The organism is Streptomyces shenzhenensis, from assembly GCF_003688995.1.
Classification (GTDB): Bacteria; Actinomycetota; Actinomycetes; order Streptomycetales; family Streptomycetaceae; genus Streptomyces; species Streptomyces shenzhenensis_A.
This window is the reverse complement of sequence record NZ_PENI01000026.1, coordinates 40,223-60,212: the sequence shown is the minus strand read 5'-3', so window position 1 is coordinate 60,212 and position 19,990 is coordinate 40,223. Positions and strand designations below refer to the sequence as shown.

Genomic DNA, 19,990 nt, shown 5'->3' with positions numbered 1-19,990 from the left:
GTGGGGTCGGGAAGCGACCTGGTGCTGTGCCTCGATCCGCAGCCGAGCATGGCGATATGTCCTCACTCAGGGTGTCCACGCCCTGGTTCGACGAGACCGGCGGTGAGAGTTCCTGGCTCCCGGGGGTTCTTCCCCGGTGACAGTGGCGGGACCGCGCCGGATTCGCACCGGCTTCCTCTCGTGCCGCCGTACATGGCTCCGGCAGTCCACCACGGCCCCGGAAGGGCCGTCAACTTGCCGTTGACCTGCGAGGGGAGAGTGTGCCGAGGCTCATATCGGCACCCGCAGACCGGCCTAGGCGGTGATCAGAAGGATGCCGTAGGCCACCGCGGCGACGCACGCCGCGAAGCACGCGTACGCGGCGGTCAGCGCGAGGCCGGCGGAGCCGCCCTCGGCCGCGGCCCGTTCGCGGCGCGACAGGCCGGCCACGCCGAGGGTGAAGAGGGCCACCAGCGCCACGGTGACCGCGAGACTGACGCCGAAGACGGAGCCGAGGGCCGCCCAGTCGATCTTCATGGTGATGCTTCCTTGGGTACCGAGGGGGAGGGGAACGGAGGATCAGACGGCGGCAGGCGGTGCGGCCTGGTCGGGGGCGGCCGGGGCCGCGGACACCGGCGGGGACGGGATGGTGGCCGTCAGGTCAGCGGCCGGGGTGCCCGCCGCCGGAGGTGCCACGGCGGCGATCGCGGCGGTCACCACACCGGCCGGCTCGGCGGTGTCGTTGACGTTGCTGTGGTCGACGACCTCGCGCCGGGAGATCCGCCAGATCGTGGCGGCGGCGGCGACCAGGAAGACCGCCACGCACGCGGTGCCCCAGTCGCCCAGGTCCGTGACGGTCTCCGCGAGCGCGCCGACCAGCGCGGCGGCCGGCAGCGTCAGCGCCCAGGCGACGACCATCCGGGTCGCCGTGGACCAGCGGACCACGCCGCCCTTGCGGCCCAGGCCCGCGCCCATCACGGAACCGGAGACGACATGCGTGGTGGAGAGGGAGAAGCCGAGGTGCGAGGAGGCCAGGATGGCGGTCGCCGCGCTGGTCTGGGCGGCGAAGCCCTGCTGCGGCTGAAGGTCGGTCAGGCCTTTGCCCATCGTGCGGATGATCCGCCAGCCGCCCAGGTAGGTGCCGAGCGCGATGGCGAGACCCGCGGAGAGTATGACCCAGGTGGGAGGGTTGGAGCCGGGGGCCAGGGCGCCGCCGGCGATCAGCGCCAGGGTGATGATGCCCATCGTCTTCTGGGCGTCGTTCGTGCCGTGGGCCAGGGAGACCAGGCCCGCGGAGGCGATCTGGCCGGCCCGGTAGCCCTTCTCGGCGGCCCTGCCGTCCGCCTTCGCGCCGAGCCGGTACGACAGGCGGGTGGCGAGCAGCGCCGCCACGCCCGCGACGACCGGGGCGGCCAGCGCCGGGATGAGCACCTTGGTGACGAGCGCGTCGCCGTGGACGGCGCCCGCGCCCGCGGAGGCGACGGTGGCGCCGATCAGACCGCCCATCAGGGCGTGCGAGGAACTGGAGGGCAGGCCCACCAGCCAGGTCAGCAGGTTCCAGAGGATCGCGCCCACCAGGGCGGCGAAGATGACCTCGGGACGGATGCCGGTCTCGTCGACGAGACCCTTGGAGATCGTGTTGGCGACCTCCACGGAGAGGAAGGCGCCCACCAGGTTGAGGGCGGCGGACATGGCCACCGCGACCTTGGGCTTGAGCGCACCGGTCGAGATGGTCGTGGCCATCGCGTTGGCGGTGTCGTGGAAACCGTTCGTGAAATCGAACGCGAGTGCGGTGATCACCACAATCGCGAGGATCAGCGAGAAGCTTTCCATTTACCCAGGCAATCGTTCGAAGTCATTGGCCGGTTGAACGTAGGCAACCTGGGTGAACGGGAGATGAACTGAGGGGGGATTCATGGTGTCACCGAGGAAGGTGGGGGTGCGGCCCCCCGGAGACTGCCGCACACCGTTGAAGAGATCCTGGTCACCCGGCAGGATCACGGCATGACGGAACAGCGGCGGGAGCGGCGGACGGCACCGCGGGACGCGGGCCAGGAGGCGGCGCGGGCCTGGGAGGAACTGGTCGGCACGGCCCGCCGCACCGTGTCCGACGGACTGGTCGTCGGCACCTCCGGGAACGTCTCGGTACGGGTCGGCGACACCGTGCTGGTCACACCCTCGGGCGTGCCGTACGACCGGCTCACACCGGACGACATGACCGGCGTGGACCTCGACGGCCGGCAGGTGCTCGGCACGCTGGTGCCCACCAGCGAACTGCCCATGCACCTCGCCGTCTACCGCGCCACGGACGCGCGCGCCGTCGTCCACACCCACGCCGTGCACGCCACGGCCGTCTCGACGCTCGTCTCCGAACTCCCCTCGATCCACTACATGTCGGCGGCGCTCGGCGGCCCCGTCCGGGTCGCGCCGTACGCCGCCTACGGCACCGAGGAACTCGCCCGGAACATGCTCCACGCCCTCGCCGGCCGCTCCGGCTGCCTGCTGCGCAACCACGGCACCCTCACCTACGGCAGCACCCTCGACCAGGCCTACGACCGCACCGCCCAACTGGAGTGGATGTGCCGTCTGTGGCTCACGGCGTCCTCGGTACCGGGCCACACCCCCACCCTTCTGACCCCGGAGCAGCTGACGGAGGTGGCGGACCGCCTGCGCGGCTACGGCCAGCGCCCCTGACGCACCCGCCCGGTCCGCCGCTCCGCGCCCGTCCGGGTCTCCGTACGCTCCGGCTGGCCGACCGCGCGGTCCGCCGGGAGACTGGTGACGTGCGCACTGTCACAGCGACGGCCGCCGCCGTCACCGCGGCCCTGGCAGCCGGCGCGGCCAGCGTGGCCGCCGGGCGGCTGGCCAGCGACGCCGCGCTCAAGGCACCGGCCGGCCGGCCGCTGCCCACCGAACCCCGGCTCACCGTGCACGGCACGGCCGCGGGACAGATCACCCTCACCCGCGATCTGGCCTCCCTGCGCCCAGGCGTCTACGGCCTCGCGGGCGACGGCTCGCACGCCGTCGTCGGACCCGTCCTGGAGTCCGTCCGGAGCACCGCCGACACCGTCGTACGCCGCCTGCAAGGCGTCACCCACGGCACGCTCAGCACCGGCGACAAAGTCTGGCTCACCCCGAACGTGCACGTCGGCAACCCGGCCTCCGCCCTCGACCTCGACCACACCGACGTCGACGTGCCCGGCGAACTCGGCCCGCTGCCCGCCTGGTTCGTGCCCGGCCGGCGGGACATCTGGGTGATCGCCGTGCACGGCCTGGGCACCACCCGCGAACAGGCCCTGAACATCATGGAGTTCCTGCACCGCAGACGTCTGCCGGTGCTCGCCCTCGCCTACCGCGGCGACCTCGGCGCACCCCGCCGACCCGACGGCCTCAACCACTTCGGCGAGACCGAGTGGCGCGACCTGGACGCGGCGATCCGGCACGCCGTCCGGCACGGCGCCGACCGCGTGGTCCTGCTCGGCTGGTCCACCGGCGCCACCATGGCCCTGCGCGCCGCCGCCCGCTCACCCGAACGGGACCGCGTCGCCGGTCTCGTCCTCGACTCACCGGTGCTCGACTGGCCGGCCACACTGCGCGCCCTGGCCTCGGCCCGCCACGCGCCGGACGCCGTGCTGCCGCTCGCCGTGCGCGCCGCGCAGGGCCGCACCGGTCTGCACCCCGACGGCCTCGCCGACCCCGCCCGGCTCGATGTGCCCACCCTGATCATCCACGGCCCGGGCGACACCGTGGCCCCCTGGGTGCACTCCCGGCGCCTCGCCGCCCGCCGCCCGGACCGGATCGCCCTGCACACCGTCCCGGACGCCCCGCACGCGGCCATGTGGAACGCCGACCCCGAGGCGTACGAGGAACAGTTGCGCCGATTCCTGACGCCGCTCATGTAATCCATTCCGTTTACCGTCGTACCGGTGGCCTGAACATGGCCCATCCGCCCCAGCCGGAGACCGTGCGTTGGCCACCCCCGTCGCCCGCCGTGACATTCCGTTTGGGTTTTCGGACCGTCAACCGGAAGACTGCCCCCGTGACGTCCCGTATCCCGCGCGACTCCAGGCTTCGACTCGTCCGACCGCGACCCCTGGCCGCCGCCCCCAGAGCTGTGAACCAGCGGCGCCCACGCCGCCCCGCACCCCGGCCGCCGGAAGGCACACCCGCCCCGGCGGAACTGGCCAGAATGGCACGCTCCGGCCTTGCGGGCGCGGCCCGCGTAGCCCACTGGGCCGACGCCGCCCTCGGCCCCGGCCGCACCGGTGCCACCGAGGACGGCAAGGCAACCCTCTCCGACGCGACCGCCGAACGGGCGGCCGACGATCTGAACCTGACCGCGGCCCAGGTCCGGGCCGACTGGGACACCGCCCGCCTCGCCGGCCTCGTCGAGGTGCACGGCGACAGCGCCCGCCCCGGCTGGCGGCTGCGCGCCTGGGACCGGGACGACAGCGCCGTACTGCGCGGCTGGGTCGCCCTCTTCGACGCCTGGTCGCTGGCCCACCCGGAACCCGCCGAGCACGAGCACGCGGTCGTCGCGGACGTGGTCTCCGCCATGCCCCAGGTGCTCTCCTTTCTCCAGCTGTCCGCCGGCCCGGTCCCGGTCGAGCAGCTCCTCGACCTGCTCCAGCAGCGGGTCACCGAGCTGCGTACCGAACGCTGCGAAGTCCCCTACGAGCCCGGTCCCGGCGACGCCCCCGGCGCCGCGCTCCCGACGGCCGGCGCCCCCGCCGCCCAGGCGCCCGCGCCCGCCGAGGACACCCACCTCGCCCCGATCCTCGACTGGGCCCTGCACGCCCTCGGCTCCGTCGGCGCCCTCACCCACGGCGCCGGCCAGGTCACCCTCACCCCGCTCGGCAGCTGGGCGGTGTGGGTCAAGCTGGAGCAGATCTGCGTGGCCGCGCAGAGCCCCGCCGGGAACATCGAACAGTCCGCCGAGGACATGCTCCGCGGCTGCGCCCAACTGCGCCCCAACGCCGCCCGCGCCGAGTACCGCGCCTGGCTCGCCGCCCGCCCCGTCGGCAGCGCCGTCACCGAACTGATCGAGGCCGCCCGCGGCGACGACGCGCTGCTGCGTGGCCTCGCCTTCGAGGCGCTCCGGGTCGTCGGCGCCCCCGCCGAACCCGACGTGCGCGGTGTCGTCGAGGAGCCGACGCTGCGGCCCTACGCCCTGCTGTGGCTCGCCGAGCACGACGGCGCCGACGCGGAGGACGCCCACGAGGTCCTCACCCGCGAAGAGGCCACCTGGCTGTGGGTCGACACCGCCGCCGCCGTCACCGACCACGGCGAGGCGTCGATGCTTGTGCGCCATCTGGAGTCCGCGGTGCAGCCCACCGTCCCGCGGTTGCTCGCCGAGGTGCGCGCGGTGGGGCACCCGCGCACCGTGCAGGTCCTGGTCGCGCTCGCCGCCGCGCACCCCGACCCGGCGCTGGCCAAGGCGGTACGCCGGGCCGCCTTCCAGGTGCACACCGGCGGATAGGGCGCGCCGGAGCGGGTCAGATCCCTATCTCGGGGGCGTACGTCCCGAAGCTCCAGATGTTGCCCTCGGCGTCCCGGGCCGTGTAGTCCCGCGAGCCGTAGTCCTGGTCCGTCGGGGGCAACAGGATCTCCGCGCCGTGGTCCACGGCCCGCTGGTGGTGCGCGTCCACGTCGTCCACCACGATGTACACCCCCGCCGGGCCCGCGTCCCTCATCAGCGTGTCGAAGACACCGCCGCGGCCCTTGGAGCCCAGCATCACCGCGCCGTTGCCCTGCACCAGCTCGGCGTGCACCACCGAGCCGTCCTCTCCCTCGTACACCGACAGCTCGGTGAAACCGAAGGCCTCGGTGAGCTGCTCGATCGCCGCTTTCGCGTCCGCGTACAGCAGCGTCGGGTAGATGCTCGGACGCCCTCCGCCCGTGCCTGCCATGCCGATCACTCCCCTGTGTACATGCCGCACCGAGGCCCGCTCACGGGCCGGTCCGTCGCACGGATCCGATCTGCTGCCCAGTCTTGCACCCGGCACTGACAACGCCTGGCGGCAACCGGCCCGTGCTTCACCGGAACGTGTCGCAGCACCCCAAGCCCTGGTCTTCGCGTCCCACCCGAGCCGATGGCGGCCGACCCCGAGGAAGCGGCCGAGGAACGGCGCCCGCCCGGCGCCCTGCGGGGGTCGCGCGGCCGACGGGCGCGCCCCGCCGCCCCGGCACCGCCTGGCTACGCTCTGCGCCTGTTCGGTGGGCCATCGGCGCCGAAGGGGGCGTGGTCGTCCACCGCGGCGCGGGGCACCATCCTGCCCGGCGGGGGAGGACCGGAAGGGGCGCGGCGCCGCCGCCCGGGCCGTGCGCCCACCCCCGCTCCGGCCCTCGCCCTCGTACTCACCCTTTCTCCTCGTGGCCGGGCTCCTCGCCGTGCCCCACCGCGCACGGCCCCCAGGGCCACGCCGCCCCGGCGCTCCGCACCCGCGGCGCGGCCGTGGAGGCATACGACCCGACCGACGGCGAGCGGCGCCGGCGCCATGCGCACGAGGGCCGCCGCCCGCTAGGCCCTGTCGTCAAATTCCCTCCCCCAGCCTCCGGCCGGGAGGTGCCCCCAGCCTCGCGACGCCATGCACCCCCACTCGCCGCACCGGACACAGGCCCAAGTACATCCAGTACGAGGACCCACGCCCGGCACACCGAGAGCACGCTCCCCCAAGCTCTCGACTCCGCTCGACCAGGGGGGACCCCTGCGACGCCGCAGGACCCGCCCTCCGGGCGGACGACGGGAATCTGACGACAGGATCTCGCCGTGCTCCCCGCGCGCGGGCACGCGATCGCCCTCTGGGACGGCGGACTCGTCACCGACACCGACGGCCGCTCCGTGCGCTGGCACCGCCCGCTGCCCCAGGGCATGCCCGCCGTGGTCACCTCGCACCGCATCGCCGACGGGGACCTGCGCCGGGTCCCGCCCGCGCGCGAGGGCTGCGCGTTCCGCCCCGGCCGCGCCTTGCGGCGGGGCCCGAACCTGCGAACAAGCAGCCGACGGAGGGAGCCAGCCCGAGTGCTGGACCCGGGCCGCGCAGGCGGCGCCGGGGCACGGCGGGGCGCTGCCCGCAGCGGGGGAGCGGGTCGCGATCGTCGGCTGCGGCACCTCGTCGCGCAGCCCTGCGCACGGGGTGCCTGGACCGATCAGCTGGTCGCCGTCGGCGACCTGGGGCCCGTCGCCCCGCACCGGGACCCGGGAAAACCGCTTGCGCCGCCCCGTTAGACTGACCCCTATGGCCATTCTCCTCGCGCATTAGACGGCGGGAACGTCCTCAGCCGCCCATCCCGCCAACGACTTCGCCCTGGAGTCTGTCCATGATTTCCGCCTCCGGCATCGAGCTGCGCGCCGGTGCCCGCGTTCTCATCGAGAACGCCACCTTCCGTGTCGCCAAGGGCGACCGTATCGGCCTCGTCGGCCGCAACGGCGCCGGCAAGACCACCCTCACCAAGATCCTGGCCGGCGAGGGCATCCCCGCCGCCGGGACCGTCACCCGCTCCGGCGAGGTCGGCTATCTGCCGCAGGACCCGCGCACCGGCGACCTCGACGTCCTCGCCCGCGACCGCGTCCTGTCCGCGCGCGGCCTCGACGTGCTGATCCGCAAGATGCGCGAGAACGAGCAGCGCATCGCGACCGGCACGGGCGCCACCCGTGACAAGGCGATGAAGCAGTACGAGCGCCAGGAGACCGAGTTCCTCACCAAGGGCGGGTACGCCGCCGAGGCCGAGGCCGCCACCATCGCCGCCGCGCTCAATCTGCCCGACCGGGTGCTCGGCCAGCCGCTGCACACGCTCTCCGGCGGTCAGCGCCGCCGTATCGAGCTGGCCCGGATCCTGTTCTCGGACGCGGACACGCTGCTGCTCGACGAGCCCACGAACCACCTCGACGCCGACTCCATCGCCTGGCTGCGCGACTACCTGAAGACCTACCGCGGCGGCTTCATCGTCATCTCGCACGACGTCGACCTGGTCGAGACGGTCGTGAACAAGGTGTTCTACCTGGACGCCAACCGTTCGATGATCGACGTCTACAACATGGGCTGGAAGCTCTACCAGCAGCAGCGCGAGGCCGACGAGAAGCGCCGCAGGCGCGAGCGGCAGAACGCCGAGAAGAAGGCCGCCGCGCTCAACGCCCAGGCCGACAAGATGCGGGCCAAGGCCACCAAGACCGTCGCCGCGCAGAACATGGCACGCCGCGCCGACAAGCTGCTGTCCGGCCTCGAAGCGGCCCGCCAGTCCGACAAGGTCGCCAAGCTCCGCTTCCCGGAGCCCGCGCCCTGCGGCAAGACCCCGCTGATGGCCGAGGGACTGTCGAAGTCGTACGGCTCGCTGGAGATCTTCACCGACGTCGACCTCGCCATCGACAAGGGGTCGCGGGTCGTCATCCTGGGCCTCAACGGCGCGGGCAAGACCACCCTGCTGCGGCTGCTCGGGGGCGTGGAGCAGCCGGACACCGGCATGGTCGTCCCCGGCCACGGCCTCAAGCTCGGCTACTACGCGCAGGAGCACGAGACCCTGGACGCCGACCGCACGGTCCTGGAGAACATGCGCTCGGCGGCGCCCGACATGGACCTGGTCGAGGTCCGCAAGGTGCTGGGTTCGTTCCTGTTCTCCGGCGACGACGTCGACAAGCCCGCCGGTGTCCTCTCCGGCGGCGAGAAGACCCGGCTCGCGCTCGCCACGCTCGTCGTCTCCGCGGCGAACGTGCTGCTCCTGGACGAGCCGACCAACAACCTCGACCCGGCGAGCCGGGAGGAGATCCTCGGCGCGCTGCGCACCTACGCGGGCGCGGTCGTCCTGGTCACCCACGACGAGGGCGCGGTGGAGGCGCTCCAGCCGGAGCGGATCATCCTGCTGCCGGACGGCGTGGAGGATCTGTGGGGCGCCGGCTACGCGGACCTCGTCGCCCTGGCTTGATCGAAAGAATGATCCACAGGCTATGGATCATTCGGCCCATCGGTGATCCATCATCTGTGTGAGATCTCCTCGTATCCGGGTGTGTCCTACATCCATTTCACGGCCGATCCCTTTGTCGACAAGGGGTCGGCCGTGCTGCGTCTCTGACCTGCTGCTTCGCGAATGAATCCGTTCGGCGGTATCGACGGCACCCATCGGAACCAGTGATTCCACTTGTGGGGATGTGCTCCTGTCGTCAAAACCGTGTCTCACGGACCTTGCCGAATGGGTGGCCATCGGGCCCGGGAGGGGTGATCATGAGGGGACCAGAGCGCACTTCCCATGAGGAGGCACGGGTGGCCGAGACTCTGAAGAAGGGCAGCCGGGTGACCGGCGCCGCGCGCGACAAGCTCGCGGCAGACCTGAAGAAGAAGTACGACTCCGGTGCGAGCATTCGGGCGCTGGCCGAGGAGACCGGCCGCTCGTATGGCTTCGTACACCGGATGCTCAGCGAGTCGGGTGTAACGCTGCGCGGGCGTGGCGGAGCGACCCGGGGCAAGAAGGCCGCATCGTCCTGACCACCGAGCGGCCCATCGGCTTCGACGGTGGCCACCCGGCCGGTCCTCCCGCAGTGCCCCAGAGGGGCCTGGGAGCACCGCAGACCGGCGGGGTGGTTACTGTGCAGTCACTTAGCATGCCGTACGGCACTGCGTGTTGACCGCACTCATCGGAGGCGCCCCATGGCTTCGCCCGACCAGGACCTCGCTCCCGCACTCGACAAGGACGGCGTACGGCTCACCGTCGACGACACGCTCGCCACGGTGACCCTGACCCGTCCGGCCAAGCGCAACGCCCAGAGCCCCGCACTGTGGCGGGCGTTGGCCGAGGCCGGGCGGTCGCTGCCGGGCACCGTCCGGGTCGTCGTGCTGCGCGGCGAGGGCAAGTCCTTCTCCGCCGGGCTCGACCGGCAGATGTTCACCCCGGACGGCATTCCGGGCGAGCCGACGTTCACCGATCTTGCACGCCGCGACGACGCCGAACTGGACGCGAGCATCGCCGGCTTCCAAGAGGCATTCACCTGGTGGCGGCGGAACGACCTCGTCTCCGTCGCCGCCGTACAGGGGCATGCCATCGGTGCCGGCTTCCAGCTCGCCCTCGCCTGTGACCTGCGCGTCGTCGCCGACGACGTGCAGTTCGCGATGCGCGAGACCAGCCTCGGGATCGTGCCCGACCTGACGGGCACCCACCCGCTGGTCGAACTGGTCGGATACGCCCGCGCGCTGGAGATCTGCGTGACCGGACGGTTCGTCGGCGCCGAGGAGGCGGTGAGCTGCGGGCTCGCCAACCTCGCGGTGCCCGTCGGCGAACTCGACGCCGCCGTACGCGACCTGGCCGGGGCGCTCCTGGCCGCGCCACGCGACGCCGTGGTGGAGACCAAGGCCCTGCTGCGCGGGGCGGGCGCACGCGGCTACGAGGAGCAGTGCGCCGCCGAACGGGCCGCCCAGGCGCGTCGGCTGCGGGATCTGGCCGGCGTCGGCGAGTGAGGCGCGCACCGGCCCGGCGGGACGGCGCTCAGCCCACCGCGGTGACCAGCACCGCCACCGTCGGACGCCCCTCCAGCGCCGCCGCCACCGCCGTACGCACCTGACGGACCACGTCCCGCGGCCGGTGGCCCTCGGCCACCGCCAGCTCCACCCGGACATGCCGGTGCGGCAACGCGGCGGACCCGTCCCGCCGTTCGTCGCAGTGCACGCCCCGGCCCCGACCGCCCAGGCCGCCGGTCAGCCGGACCACGCCCGGCACGGACCGGGCCGCCGTCGCCGCGCGGATCTCGTCGGGGTCCGTGCCCTCCCGGGCCAGGGGCGGCTGCGGCATCCGCGCCTTCGTAGGTTCCGCCGGCCCGTCCAGCAGCTCGGTGACCCGCAGGTCCACGTCCCTGACCGTCAGCCCGAGCCGCCGGTCAGCGGCCGTGGACAGCGCCAGCCGGAGCCGGGACGCCGCCTCCGGCAGCGGCGCGGCGGCCGTCGCCGCGAAGTCCGCCGCCACCCGCAGCGGCCCCGGCGGCAACGCGCTCGGCGGCGGCGGTACGGCGGGCTCGGCCACCTCGTCCGGATCGGCGAGCGTGATCCGCAGCGCCCCCAGGCGCACCCCCGGCACCTCCGCCGCCGCGCGCCGCAGCACCGCCCGCGCCGCCGCCTCCGTGATCCAGCCGCCGTCCCGCGCGCCGCCGAGCGGCAGCAGCCTGCCGAGCCCCACCTGTTGCCGTACCGCCCGGGCCCATGGATCCTCCGCTGTCATTCCTTCAGCCTGCCCCATTCCCGGCGCACGATCCGGTCACCGCACATACCGTGGTCGAAGGACGACGACCGGAAGGGACGCACGGTGATGAGCGACACGACGGAGCAGAACCGGACGACGGGCTCAGAGGACGAGAACGAGACACCGGTGCAGACCCGCAAGGCCACCAAACGGGGCGGCGGGGACCCGGCGACCCGCGGCCGGACCACCATCGCGGACGGCGTCGTGGAGAAGATCGCCGGGCTCGCCGCGCGGGACGTGCTGGGCGTGCACGCGATGGGGAGCGGGCTGAGCCGGACCTTCGGCGCCGTCCGCGACCGGGTGCCGGGCGGTTCGAAGTCGGTGACCCGCGGGGTGAAGGCCGAGGTCGGCGAGGTGCAGACCGCGCTCGACCTGGAGATCGTCGTGGACTACGGCGTGTCCATCGGCGACGTGGCCCGGGACGTCCGGGAGAACGTGATCGCCGCCGTGGAGCGGATGACCGGCCTCGAGGTGGTCGAGGTCAATATCGCGGTGAGTGATGTCAAGCTCCCGGAGGAAGAAGAAGAGGAGCCGGAGCCGCGGATCCAGTGACGCTCGGGCGGTGACGGGACCACGCGGTTGTTGGAGCGGAGGAGGGCGGCATGAGCATGGCCGTGGTCGGCATGATCGCCGGGATGGCGCTGGGCTTCGCCGGGTACTTCGGCGGATTCGGTGCGTTCCTGCTGGTGGCGGCCCTGGGGGCGATCGGGTTCGTGGTCGGCCGGTTCCTGGAGGGCGACCTGGAACCGGGTGACTTCTTCAGGACCCGTGACGACAAGGGCGAACGGCGCCGATGACGACGGTGAGCGGTGCCGTGGGCGAGCCGGTGAGCGCAGGGGCCGACGCGGCGCGCGGTCCCGTGACCGGCGTCGTGCCCGGCGAGCGCGGCGCCACCCGGATCGCCGACCGGGTCGTCGCGAAGATCGCCGCGCAGGCCGCGCGGGAGGCCGTCGGCCGGCTCCCGAAGGACGCCGCGCCCCCGCACGCGACCGTCGTCGTGCGCCCCCCGGTCGTCGAGTCCGCCAGGACCAGGGGCACCGCCACCGCCTCGGCCCGGGTCCGCGTCCATCTCGAACTCGACTACCCGACCGACATCGGCGCCCGGTGCGCGGCCGTGCGTCGTCATGTGGCCGAGCGGGTAGGCGCGTTGGTGGACATGGAGGTGCCGGAGGTCGCCGTGGAGGTCGAGCGGCTGCATCCGGCACCGGGGCACGGCGCGGACGGGAGGACGCGATGAGTGAGCCCCAGGGCGCGGAGACCGGGGTCGTCGAGAAGTCGGCCGGCCCGGCACTCGATCAGTCCGCCTCGGCCGCGGACTACGATCCACCGCCCGCCGCGCCGGGCCCAAACGGCCGGGACGGCCGGTTCTGGTCCGTGCGCCGGGTGCCCGCCGGCATCGTCGCGCTGCTGCTCGTGCTCGGCGCGGGTGTCTTCCTGTACGACATCGCCGCCGTACGGGTCCACCAGCCCGCGATGCACTGGCGCCGCGCACTGGCCCACCAGCTCGCGCAGCGGCCCCTCGACGACATCTGGGTGCTGGCCGGCGCCGGTGTCGCCACCCTCCTCGGCCTGTGGCTGATCGCGCTCGCCGTCACGCCGGGCCTGCGGAACCTGCTGCCGATGCGGCGCAGCCACCCCGATGTCCGGGCCGGGCTGCAGCGGGCCGCCGCCGCCCAGGTGCTGCGCGACCGGGCCATGGAGGTCTCGGGCGTGCGGTCGGTACGGGTGCGGATGCGGCGCCGGAAGGCCGACGTCCGGGCCGTCGCGCACTTCCGTGAACTCGACGAGGTACGCGCCGACCTGGACCTCACGCTCGCCGCGGCGGTCCGGGGACTGGGCCTGGTCCGGCCGCCCGCCCTGTCGGTGCATGTGGCCCGGCCCGGACGGAGGGGGTGACGCGGTGCTCCGGATCGTCAACCGAGTGCTGATCGGGATCATCGGGCTGCTGCTGGTCGCCCTCGGCGGCCCGGTGCTGGCCGTGGGCCTGGGCGTCCGGCCGCCGTCCTGGTGGATCCACGGCGGGCCGCACGACGTGCTGCTCAGCGACGCCCGGCGGACCCGGTGGCAGCACGCCGGCTGGTGGTGGCCCGCGGTCATCGCCGGGCTCGCCGTCCTCGTCCTGCTCGCGCTGTGGTGGCTGACCGCGGTGCTGCGTCGCCGTCGGCTGGCCGAGGTGCTCGTCGACACGGGCGACGGCGCGGGTGCGCTGCTGCGCGGCCGGGCCCTGGAGACCGTGCTCGTCGACGACGCGGCCCGGCTGGACGGGGTGGCCCACGCCCAGGCGACGCTGACCGGCCGCCGCACCGCCCCCGGGGCCCGGATCTGGCTCCAGCTGGAAGCGGACGTCAACCCCGGCACGGCCCTGCGACAGCTCGCCGACGAGTCCCTGGCCCGCGCCCGCGACTCCGCGGGCCTGTCAGCGCTGCCGGCGGAAGTACGCCTACGCGCGGTCAAGCACCGCGCGGAGCGAGTGACTTGACGGCCGGGGCTCGCTCGGCGTCGGTGTTGTGGGGTCAGAAGCCGTGGCGCATTCCGCCGTCGACCGGGATCATGATGCCGGTCAGGTAGGAGGCGGCCGGGGACAGGACGAACGCGGCCACCCGGCCGAACTCCGCCGGCGTGCCGTACCGGCGCAGCGGGATGCGTGCCTCGTTCGCCGCCCGGGTGACCGCCGGGTCCGCGGACAGCCCGTCCAGCTCGCGCACCCGGTCCGTGTCGATACGGGACGGCAGCAGCCCCACGACCCGGATCCCGCGCGGCCCCAGCTCGTCCGCGATCGACTTGGCGAAGCCGGCCAGCCCGGGCCGCAGCCCGTTGGAGACCGTCAGCCCGGGGATCGGCTCGTGCACCGACCCGGACAGCACGAACCCGATGACACCGCCCTCCGACAGCTCGGCGGCCGCCGCGCGAGCGACCCGCACCGCGCCCAGGAACACCGCTTCGAACCCCGCCCGCCACTGTTCGTCCGTGTTGTCCGCGACGAACCCCGGCGGCGGCCCGCCGACGCTGATGAGCACGCCGTCGAAGCCGCCGAACCGCTCGCGGGCGGTCGCGATCAGCCGCGCGGCGGCGTCCGGGTCGGCGTTGTCCACGGCGACCCCGACCGCGTCGCCGCCCAGCTCGGCCGCCGCGTCGGCGACCCGCTGCCCGTCCCGCCCCGTGATGACCACCTTCGCCCCGTCGGCGACCAGTTCGCGCGCGGCGGCGTTGCCAAGGCCGCGCGTGGCCCCCGTGACGACGTACACCCGGTCCTTCAGTCCAAGATCCATGGCCCCTATCCTGCCCCGCCGCCCCCGAGCTGTACGAGGGCGGTGTTCACCAGAGCGATATGGCTGAACGCCTGCGGGAAGTTGCCCAGCTGGCGCCCGGCCACCGGGTCGTACTCCTCGGACAGCAGCCCCACGTCGTTGGCGAGTCCCACCAGCCGCTCGAACAGCTCCCGCGCCTCCTGGGCACGGCCCGTCAGATGCAGCGCGTCCGCGAGCCAGAACGAGCAGGCCAGAAAGACGCCCTCGCCGCCCGGCAGCCCGTCGATGCCGGTGCCGGAGCCGGCATAGCGCCGAACGAAGCCGTCGTGCCCCAGCTCCGCGCGGACCGCGTCCACCGTGCCGATCACCCTCGGGTCGTCCGGCGGCAGGAACCCGACGCGGGGGATGAGCAGCAGGGCGGCGTCCAGCTCCCGCGAGCCGTAGTACTGGGTGAAGGTGTTCCGGTCCGGGTCGTAGCCCTTCTCGCACACCTCGCGGTGCACCGCGTCCCGCAGCTTCCGCCAGCCCGCCATGTCCCCGGGGAGCTCGGGGTACTCCTCCAGCGTGCGCACCGCCCGGTCGGCGGCCACCCACACCATCACCTTCGAGTGCACGAAGTGCCGGCGCCCGCCGCGCACCTCCCACAGCCCCTCGTCCGGCTGCTGCCAGTGGGTGCGCAGCCATTCAAGCAGGATGTTCTGCATCGACCACATGTGCGGCTTCGGCGACAGCCCGGAACGCCGGGCCAGCCACAGCGAGTCCAGGACCTCGCCGTACACGTCGAGCTGCAACTGGCTGACGGCGCCGTTGCCGATCCGCACCGGCGCCGAATCGGCGAAGCCGGCCAGCCACGGCAGTTCGAACTCGGGCAGCCGCCGCTCACCGGCCACGCCGTACATGATCTGCAGGTCCGCCGGGTCGCCCGCGACCGCGCGCAGCAGCCAGTCGCGCCAGGCCTCGGCCTCCCTGTGGTAGCCCGCGGACAGCAGGGCGCCGAGGGTGAGGGTGGAGTCACGCAGCCAGCAGTAGCGGTAGTCCCAGTTGCGCACGCCGCCCAGTTCCTCGGGCAGCGACGTGGTGGCCGCGGCGACGATGCCGCCGGTCGGCCGGTAGGTGAGCGCCTTGAGGGTGATCAGGGAGCGTACGACGGCGTCCCGGTACGGGCCGTCGTAACGGCACCGGGCCGCCCAGCGCCGCCAGTCCCGGACGCTGGAGCCGAGCGCCTCGTACGGGTCGACCAGGCCGGGCCGCGGCTCGTGCGAGGGGTGCCAGGTGAAAACGAAGGCGACCCTCTCGCCCTCCGCGACGGTGAACTCGGAGTGCGTGCCGAAGTCCTTGCCCCAGGTCCGCACCTCGGGCTCGCTGCGCAGCCACACCGAGTCCGGTCCGGCGACGGCGACGCGGTGGCCGCCGGAGCGGCGCATCCACGGGATGATCGAGCCGTAGTCGAAGCGGAGGCGGAGCGCGCTGTGCACGGTGACGCGCCCGCTGACGCCCTCCACGATCCGGATCAGATCGGGGGCGCGGTCGCGCTGCGGCATCAGGTCGGTGACCCGGACCGTCCCCTGCGGGGTGTCCCACTCGGTGTCGAGGACCAGCGTGTCGGGGCGGTAGCCGCGGCGGGTGCACCTGTCCGCGCCCACGGGCGCGATCCTCCAGTGCCCGTTCTCCTCGTCGCCCAGGAGCCTGGCGAAGCAGGCGCCGGAGTCGAAGCGGGGCAGGCACAGCCAGTCGATCGAGCCGTCCTTGCCGACCAGGGCAGCGGTCTGTTCATCGCCGATGAGGGCGTAGTCCTCGATGCGGGGGTGCACGGGAATCCGGGTTCCCGGTGCGCCGACGGGGCAATCCGGGGCGCGGCCGGGCGGGTGATGCGCCCGGCGGTCACACGGCGGCCGGCTCCGCCCGCGGTGTCGACTCGCCGTCCGCCGTCCTGGCCCGCTCCCGCGCCTCCCGGCGGGCCAGGACGACCCAGCCGACCGGGACCGCGGCGGCGAACAGCCACCACTGGACCATGTACGCGTAGTTCAGCGGGGCGTCTTCCTTGCCCGGGTCGGAGATCTGCTGCGGGGTGTCGCCCTTCGGTTCGGGGGCCGTCTGCTCGACGTAGCCGCCGAGCACGTCGGTGCCGAGCCGCCGCGCCTCCTCCGCGCTGTTGATCAGCATGATCTGGCGGTCCGGCAGCCCCTCGACGTTCTTGATGCCGCTCGCCGCGGTCGTCTCGTCGGCCTTCAGTCGCCCCGTGATGGTGGTGCGGCCCGCGGGCGGCTCGGGGACCTTCGGGAAGGCGGTCTGGGACCCGGTCGCCGGGATCCAGCCGCGGTTGACCAGCAGCACCTTGCCGTCGCCCAGTACGAACGGGGTGAGGACATGGAAGCCGACCTCGTCGTCGGAGTTGACGCGGCGGCGGACCACGACCTCGTGGCCGGTGTCGAAGGTGCCGGTCGCGGTGACGCTGTGGTAGCGCTCCGTGCGGGTCACCCTGTGTCCGGGCGAGGTCAGCTGCTCCACGGGTACGGGCTCGGCGGACAGGGCGTCGGTGACCAACTGGTTCCGGGCGCTGCGCTCCTCGTACCGGTGCTTCTGCCAGAAGCCCAGCTCGATCATCACAGGGATCAGGAGCAGGGTGATCAGGGTGAGGATCACCCACTGCCGGGTCAACAGGAAGCGGTACACCAGTCGACCGTACAACTCCGGCGTCGGGTGCATTCAGTCGGGTACCGGTTCACACCCGGTCCACGATCCCCGTCTTCCCCGCGGAGCGGGCGCAGTGGGCGCCGCAGTACCACTGGCCGTCGGCCTCCACGCCCTGGCCGATGATCGAGACCTGGCAGTGCTCGCAGACCGGGGCCATGCGGTGGATCGCGCAGGAGAAGCAGTCGAAGACATGGACCGCGCCCTGGGCGTGCACCTCGAATGTCATTCCGTATTCATTGCCGCAAACTTCGCATTTCGCCATGGGGCTCAGAGTGGGTGGTCACTGTCGCCCGAGCGAGCGACAGCCGGGCGAGTCGCCCGCCAATCACCCGTCCGTACGGCGGCCTGCCGGCCTGGCATGCAGCTGGCTCCCGCACGGTGGCCCGGACGCGCACTGGGCCGCCCGCCGCCTGACCCCCGGCGTACCTCCGCCCGTCGCCCGCCGCACCGTCGTCCGTCGCCCGGTACGCAGTCGGCCGCCCGTCGTACGGCAGCCCGGGCGTGTGGTGTTCCGCTGTCGCGCCGTCGCCTGACACCGGCCGCACCGACGCCCGCCGCACCGACGCCTGACCCCCGGTGCACCGACGTCCGTCGCCCGGTGCGCAGTCGGCCGTCCGTCGCGCTGTCACCCGCAGGCCTGGCGTGCAGCAGGCCGCCTGTCGTACGGCGCCCCGGACGTGTGCTGGACCGCCCGGCGCACCGTCATCCGGCGCGGTGCGCAGTCGGCTGCCTGCCGCACCGTCGCCCGACACCCGCCCTCGCACCGACGTCCGTCGCACCGCGCGCAGTCGCCCGCCGCACCGGCGCCCCGCGCACCGTCCATCGCGCGGTCACTGCCGTGGGGGCGCCGGTTCCACGTCTCTCAGTAGCTGGCCGAATGCCGCCTCGTCGATCACCGGTGTCCCGTACTGCCGGGCCTTGACCACCTTCGAGGTGCCCGAGTCGGGGTCGTTCGTGACCAGCAGGCTGGTCACGCGGGACAGGCTCGTCGCCACATGCAGCCCGGCCTCGGTCGCCCGGTCCTCCAGCAGCTCCCGGTCGACCGACGTGTCCCCGGAGAACGCGACCCGCATGCCCTGCTTGAGCCGTCCGCCCACCTCCCAGCGCCCCGGGTTGGGGTAGGGGCACGCGGGCCGCCTGCGGGCGGGACGCCAACTGCTCGGCCCGTAGCCGCCGCCCGCCTGCCGGCCGATCCGCGGCGCGGGCGTGTCGTTCCACTCGGTCAGCGGCCGGCACTCCAGCAGCGGCAGGCGGACATCACCCTGTGCCGCGGCCCGCAGGCTGGGCCGGAAGGCCTCCGCGAGCACGCGCGCGTCGTCCAGCGCGTGGTGCGCCTGCCGCTGTACGACGCCGAAGTGCGCCGCCAGCGACTCCAGCTTGTGGTTGGGCAGCGGCAGCCCCAGCTCCTTGGACAGCGCGATCGTGCACAGCCGCTGACGCACCGGCGCCTCGCGCTTCGCGCGCGCGTACTCGCGTGCGATCATCTGCCAGTCGAAGACGGCGTTGTGCGCGACGAGCACCCGGTCCGCCAGCCGGTCGGCGAACTCCTCCGCGATGTCCGCGAAGAGCGGCGCCTCCGTCAGTACCTCGCTCGTCAGACCGTGGATCCACACCGGGCCCGGATCGCGCTCCGGGTTGACGAGCGTGTACCAGTGGTCCTCGACCTCGCCGTGCGCGTCCAGCCGGTAGACGGCCGCGGAGATGATCCGGTCGTCCCGGGCCAGGCCGGTGGTCTCCACGTCAACGACCGCGTATCCCCTCGGATACGCGGCCGGCCACCGGGTGGGGGAGGACGCTGCGGTCGTACGGTCTTCGAGCATGGTCACTGAGGATACGGGCCGGGACCGACAGCCCGGTCCCCGAGGCTCCCGGCGCCGCCCGTCGTACCGGATCCGGCGTCAATTCGCCTCCCGTACCACACGGTTCGGGCGCTGGTGCCGCGTCAGGCCGGCAAGGTGCGCTCGCGCCACGGCCGTTGCGCGCCCGGCGCCCGGGAGCGTCGCTGCGGGCGCGCCGGAGCGCGGGGTGCGATCCTCCGTCCTGTGACGGAACCGACGCAACCCCCGCACGACGAGCCGCACGGCGGCGCGCTCGGCTCCCGGCTGAACTGGCTGCGGGCGGCCGTCCTCGGGGCGAACGACGGCATCGTGTCCACGGCCGGACTCGTCGTCGGCGTGGCCGGGGCGACGAGCGACCGTGCCGCCCTGCTCACCGCCGGACTCGCCGGACTGCTCGCCGGTTCGATGTCGATGGCCGCGGGCGAGTATGTGTCCGTGTCGACCCAGCGGGACTCGGAGCGGGCCGCTCTGGCCCTGGAGAAGCGGGAGTTGAGGGAGCAGCCGCAGGCCGAACTGGAGGAGCTGACGGGGCTGCTGGAGGAGCGCGGGCTGTCCCGGGAGGTGGCGCGGGAGGCGGCGGAGCAGTACACCGCGCGGGACGCGCTGCGGGCCCACGCGCGCGTGGAACTGGGGATCGACCCGGACGAGCTGAGCAATCCCTGGCACGCGGCGTGGGCGAGCTTCCTGGCCTTCACGGTCGGCGCGCTGCTGCCGCTGCTCGCCATCGTGCTGCTGCCCGCGGACCGGCGGCTCCCGGTCACCGTGGCGGCCGTCCTGGCCTCCCTGGTGCTGACCGGTTGGAGCAGCGCCCGGCTGGGCGCGGCGGCCCCCGGCCGCGCGGTGCTGCGGAACGTGGCCGGCGGAGCCCTGGCCATGGGCGTCACCTACGCGGTCGGAACACTGCTCGGGGCGGTCGGGGTCTGACCCGTACGCCGGCCGACGCGCGGGGCCGCCCGACGCCGGCGGGCGGGTGGACGACGTACCGTGAAGTGGGCTCGATCACTCCCGGGCGCA

General features: G+C 73.6%; 21 protein-coding genes, 1 pseudogene and 1 riboswitch. Of the genes and pseudogenes, 13 read left to right on the top strand and 9 right to left on the bottom strand.

Translation table 11 applies throughout. The features are described from left to right. Positions 1–87: 87 nt before the first annotated feature. Positions 88–226: riboswitch (cobalamin riboswitch) on the bottom strand. A gap of 68 nt (positions 227–294) precedes the next feature. After that, entirely contained in the window at positions 295–516 is a 222-nt protein-coding gene (locus tag CTZ28_RS32175) for a hypothetical protein (protein ID WP_121893244.1), read from the bottom strand. 42 nt (positions 517–558) lie between these two features. Beyond that, positions 559–1,812 carry an inorganic phosphate transporter gene (locus CTZ28_RS32170; RefSeq protein ID WP_121893243.1) on the bottom strand — a complete coding sequence of 418 codons (1,254 nt, stop codon included), beginning with the start codon at positions 1,810–1,812 and terminating at the stop codon, positions 559–561. 171 nt (positions 1,813–1,983) lie between these two features. Between CTZ28_RS32170 and CTZ28_RS32165 the strand changes: the two genes are divergently transcribed. The 3 genes from CTZ28_RS32165 to CTZ28_RS32155 all read left to right on the top strand — a co-directional run bounded on the left by CTZ28_RS32165 (position 1,984) and on the right by CTZ28_RS32155 (position 5,458). Next, a complete protein-coding gene (locus CTZ28_RS32165) occupies positions 1,984–2,673 on the top strand; it encodes a class II aldolase/adducin family protein (protein WP_121893242.1) in 690 nt (229 codons plus the stop codon). Between the two features lie 89 nt (positions 2,674–2,762). Next, entirely contained in the window at positions 2,763–3,881 is a 1,119-nt protein-coding gene (locus CTZ28_RS32160) for an alpha/beta hydrolase family protein (protein ID WP_121893241.1), read from the top strand. Positions 3,882–4,018: 137 nt separating this feature from the next. Then, complete coding sequence (locus CTZ28_RS32155) at positions 4,019–5,458, top strand: hypothetical protein (protein ID WP_183154693.1); 1,440 nt, start codon at positions 4,019–4,021, stop codon at positions 5,456–5,458. 16 nt (positions 5,459–5,474) lie between these two features. Here the strand turns inward: CTZ28_RS32155 and CTZ28_RS32150 are convergent, their stop codons facing one another. Next, positions 5,475–5,888, bottom strand: coding sequence for a VOC family protein (locus tag CTZ28_RS32150; RefSeq protein WP_121893322.1), 414 nt, complete (start codon positions 5,886–5,888; stop codon positions 5,475–5,477). Between the two features lie 1,101 nt (positions 5,889–6,989). On the opposite strand from CTZ28_RS32150, the pseudogene CTZ28_RS48815 reads away from it, so the two are divergent. The 4 genes and pseudogenes from CTZ28_RS48815 to CTZ28_RS32130 all read left to right on the top strand — a co-directional run. Continuing rightward, positions 6,990–7,094 (top strand): annotated as a pseudogene (locus CTZ28_RS48815) (sugar isomerase); the annotation flags it as partial. A gap of 205 nt (positions 7,095–7,299) precedes the next feature. Further along, positions 7,300–8,898, top strand: a complete 1,599-nt coding sequence (locus tag CTZ28_RS32140) for an ABC-F family ATP-binding cassette domain-containing protein (protein WP_121893239.1) — start codon at positions 7,300–7,302, stop codon at positions 8,896–8,898. A gap of 335 nt (positions 8,899–9,233) precedes the next feature. After that, positions 9,234–9,455 (top strand): helix-turn-helix domain-containing protein, encoded by a 222-nt coding sequence (locus CTZ28_RS32135; RefSeq protein ID WP_004002281.1) that lies wholly within the window; start codon positions 9,234–9,236, stop codon positions 9,453–9,455. 162 nt (positions 9,456–9,617) lie between these two features. Continuing rightward, entirely contained in the window at positions 9,618–10,421 is an 804-nt protein-coding gene (locus CTZ28_RS32130) for an enoyl-CoA hydratase/isomerase family protein (protein ID WP_121893238.1), read from the top strand. Between the two features lie 28 nt (positions 10,422–10,449). On the opposite strand, the gene CTZ28_RS32125 is transcribed toward CTZ28_RS32130, so the two are convergent. After that, a complete protein-coding gene (locus CTZ28_RS32125; protein ID WP_121893237.1) occupies positions 10,450–11,175 on the bottom strand; it encodes a nucleopolyhedrovirus P10 family protein in 726 nt (241 codons plus the stop codon). An 87-nt stretch (positions 11,176–11,262) separates the two neighbouring features. On the opposite strand from CTZ28_RS32125, the gene CTZ28_RS32120 reads away from it, so the two are divergent. From CTZ28_RS32120 to amaP, 5 genes are read left to right on the top strand one after another with little or no spacing between them, the layout of a single operon-like run. Continuing rightward, entirely contained in the window at positions 11,263–11,748 is a 486-nt protein-coding gene (locus CTZ28_RS32120) for an Asp23/Gls24 family envelope stress response protein (protein ID WP_121893236.1), read from the top strand. A 50-nt stretch (positions 11,749–11,798) separates the two neighbouring features. Continuing rightward, entirely contained in the window at positions 11,799–11,993 is a 195-nt protein-coding gene (locus CTZ28_RS32115) for a hypothetical protein (protein WP_121893235.1), read from the top strand. Then, positions 11,990–12,433, top strand: a complete 444-nt coding sequence (locus CTZ28_RS32110) for an Asp23/Gls24 family envelope stress response protein (RefSeq protein WP_121893234.1) — start codon at positions 11,990–11,992, stop codon at positions 12,431–12,433. The genes CTZ28_RS32115 and CTZ28_RS32110 overlap by 4 nt, the downstream gene beginning before the upstream one ends. Beyond that, positions 12,430–13,092, top strand: coding sequence for a DUF6286 domain-containing protein (locus CTZ28_RS32105; protein ID WP_121893233.1), 663 nt, complete (start codon positions 12,430–12,432; stop codon positions 13,090–13,092). Before CTZ28_RS32110 ends, CTZ28_RS32105 begins: the two co-directional genes overlap by 4 nt. Continuing rightward, positions 13,064–13,675, top strand: a complete 612-nt coding sequence (gene amaP / locus CTZ28_RS32100) for an alkaline shock response membrane anchor protein AmaP (RefSeq protein ID WP_183154691.1) — start codon at positions 13,064–13,066, stop codon at positions 13,673–13,675. The genes CTZ28_RS32105 and amaP overlap by 29 nt, the downstream gene beginning before the upstream one ends. Positions 13,676–13,709: 34 nt before the next feature. Here amaP and CTZ28_RS32095 read toward each other — a convergent pair whose 3' ends face one another. The 5 genes from CTZ28_RS32095 to CTZ28_RS32075 form a co-directional block, all read right to left on the bottom strand. Next, positions 13,710–14,465 carry an SDR family oxidoreductase gene (locus CTZ28_RS32095; protein ID WP_121893232.1) on the bottom strand — a complete coding sequence of 252 codons (756 nt, stop codon included), beginning with the start codon at positions 14,463–14,465 and terminating at the stop codon, positions 13,710–13,712. A gap of 5 nt (positions 14,466–14,470) precedes the next feature. Next, positions 14,471–16,255, bottom strand: a complete 1,785-nt coding sequence (locus tag CTZ28_RS32090; RefSeq protein WP_121893231.1) for a glycoside hydrolase family 15 protein — start codon at positions 16,253–16,255, stop codon at positions 14,471–14,473. Positions 16,256–16,325: 70 nt separating this feature from the next. After that, positions 16,326–17,117, bottom strand: a complete 792-nt coding sequence (locus CTZ28_RS32085; RefSeq protein WP_310887636.1) for an SURF1 family cytochrome oxidase biogenesis protein — start codon at positions 17,115–17,117, stop codon at positions 16,326–16,328. Positions 17,118–17,166: 49 nt separating this feature from the next. After that, positions 17,167–17,400, bottom strand: a complete 234-nt coding sequence (locus CTZ28_RS32080) for a hypothetical protein (RefSeq protein WP_121893229.1) — start codon at positions 17,398–17,400, stop codon at positions 17,167–17,169. A 568-nt stretch (positions 17,401–17,968) separates the two neighbouring features. Continuing rightward, entirely contained in the window at positions 17,969–18,958 is a 990-nt protein-coding gene (locus CTZ28_RS32075; protein ID WP_121893320.1) for a DEDDh family exonuclease, read from the bottom strand. A gap of 222 nt (positions 18,959–19,180) precedes the next feature. On the opposite strand from CTZ28_RS32075, the gene CTZ28_RS32070 reads away from it, so the two are divergent. Next, complete coding sequence (locus CTZ28_RS32070) at positions 19,181–19,900, top strand: VIT1/CCC1 transporter family protein (protein ID WP_121893228.1); 720 nt, start codon at positions 19,181–19,183, stop codon at positions 19,898–19,900. The last annotated feature ends 90 nt before the right edge of the window (positions 19,901–19,990 follow it).

Excerpts from the sequence above, each read along its gene's own strand:
- CTZ28_RS32175 (WP_121893244.1), bottom strand. The coding sequence starts at position 516 with ATGAAGATCGACTGGGCGGCCCTCGGCTCCGTCTTCGGCGTCAGTCTC.
- CTZ28_RS32170 (WP_121893243.1), bottom strand. The coding sequence starts at position 1,812 with ATGGAAAGCTTCTCGCTGATCCTCGCGATTGTGGTGATCACCGCACTC.
- CTZ28_RS32165 (WP_121893242.1), top strand. The coding sequence starts at position 1,984 with ATGACGGAACAGCGGCGGGAGCGGCGGACGGCACCGCGGGACGCGGGC.
- CTZ28_RS32150 (WP_121893322.1), bottom strand. The coding sequence starts at position 5,888 with ATGGCAGGCACGGGCGGAGGGCGTCCGAGCATCTACCCGACGCTGCTG.
- CTZ28_RS32140 (WP_121893239.1), top strand. The coding sequence starts at position 7,300 with ATGATTTCCGCCTCCGGCATCGAGCTGCGCGCCGGTGCCCGCGTTCTC.
- CTZ28_RS32130 (WP_121893238.1), top strand. The coding sequence starts at position 9,618 with ATGGCTTCGCCCGACCAGGACCTCGCTCCCGCACTCGACAAGGACGGC.
- CTZ28_RS32125 (WP_121893237.1), bottom strand. The coding sequence starts at position 11,175 with ATGACAGCGGAGGATCCATGGGCCCGGGCGGTACGGCAACAGGTGGGG.
- CTZ28_RS32120 (WP_121893236.1), top strand. The coding sequence starts at position 11,263 with ATGAGCGACACGACGGAGCAGAACCGGACGACGGGCTCAGAGGACGAG.
- CTZ28_RS32115 (WP_121893235.1), top strand. The coding sequence starts at position 11,799 with ATGAGCATGGCCGTGGTCGGCATGATCGCCGGGATGGCGCTGGGCTTC.
- CTZ28_RS32110 (WP_121893234.1), top strand. The coding sequence starts at position 11,990 with ATGACGACGGTGAGCGGTGCCGTGGGCGAGCCGGTGAGCGCAGGGGCC.
- CTZ28_RS32105 (WP_121893233.1), top strand. The coding sequence starts at position 12,430 with ATGAGTGAGCCCCAGGGCGCGGAGACCGGGGTCGTCGAGAAGTCGGCC.
- amaP (WP_183154691.1), top strand. The coding sequence starts at position 13,064 with ATGTGGCCCGGCCCGGACGGAGGGGGTGACGCGGTGCTCCGGATCGTC.
- CTZ28_RS32095 (WP_121893232.1), bottom strand. The coding sequence starts at position 14,465 with ATGGATCTTGGACTGAAGGACCGGGTGTACGTCGTCACGGGGGCCACG.
- CTZ28_RS32080 (WP_121893229.1), bottom strand. The coding sequence starts at position 17,400 with ATGGCGAAATGCGAAGTTTGCGGCAATGAATACGGAATGACATTCGAG.
- CTZ28_RS32075 (WP_121893320.1), bottom strand. The coding sequence starts at position 18,958 with ATGCTCGAAGACCGTACGACCGCAGCGTCCTCCCCCACCCGGTGGCCG.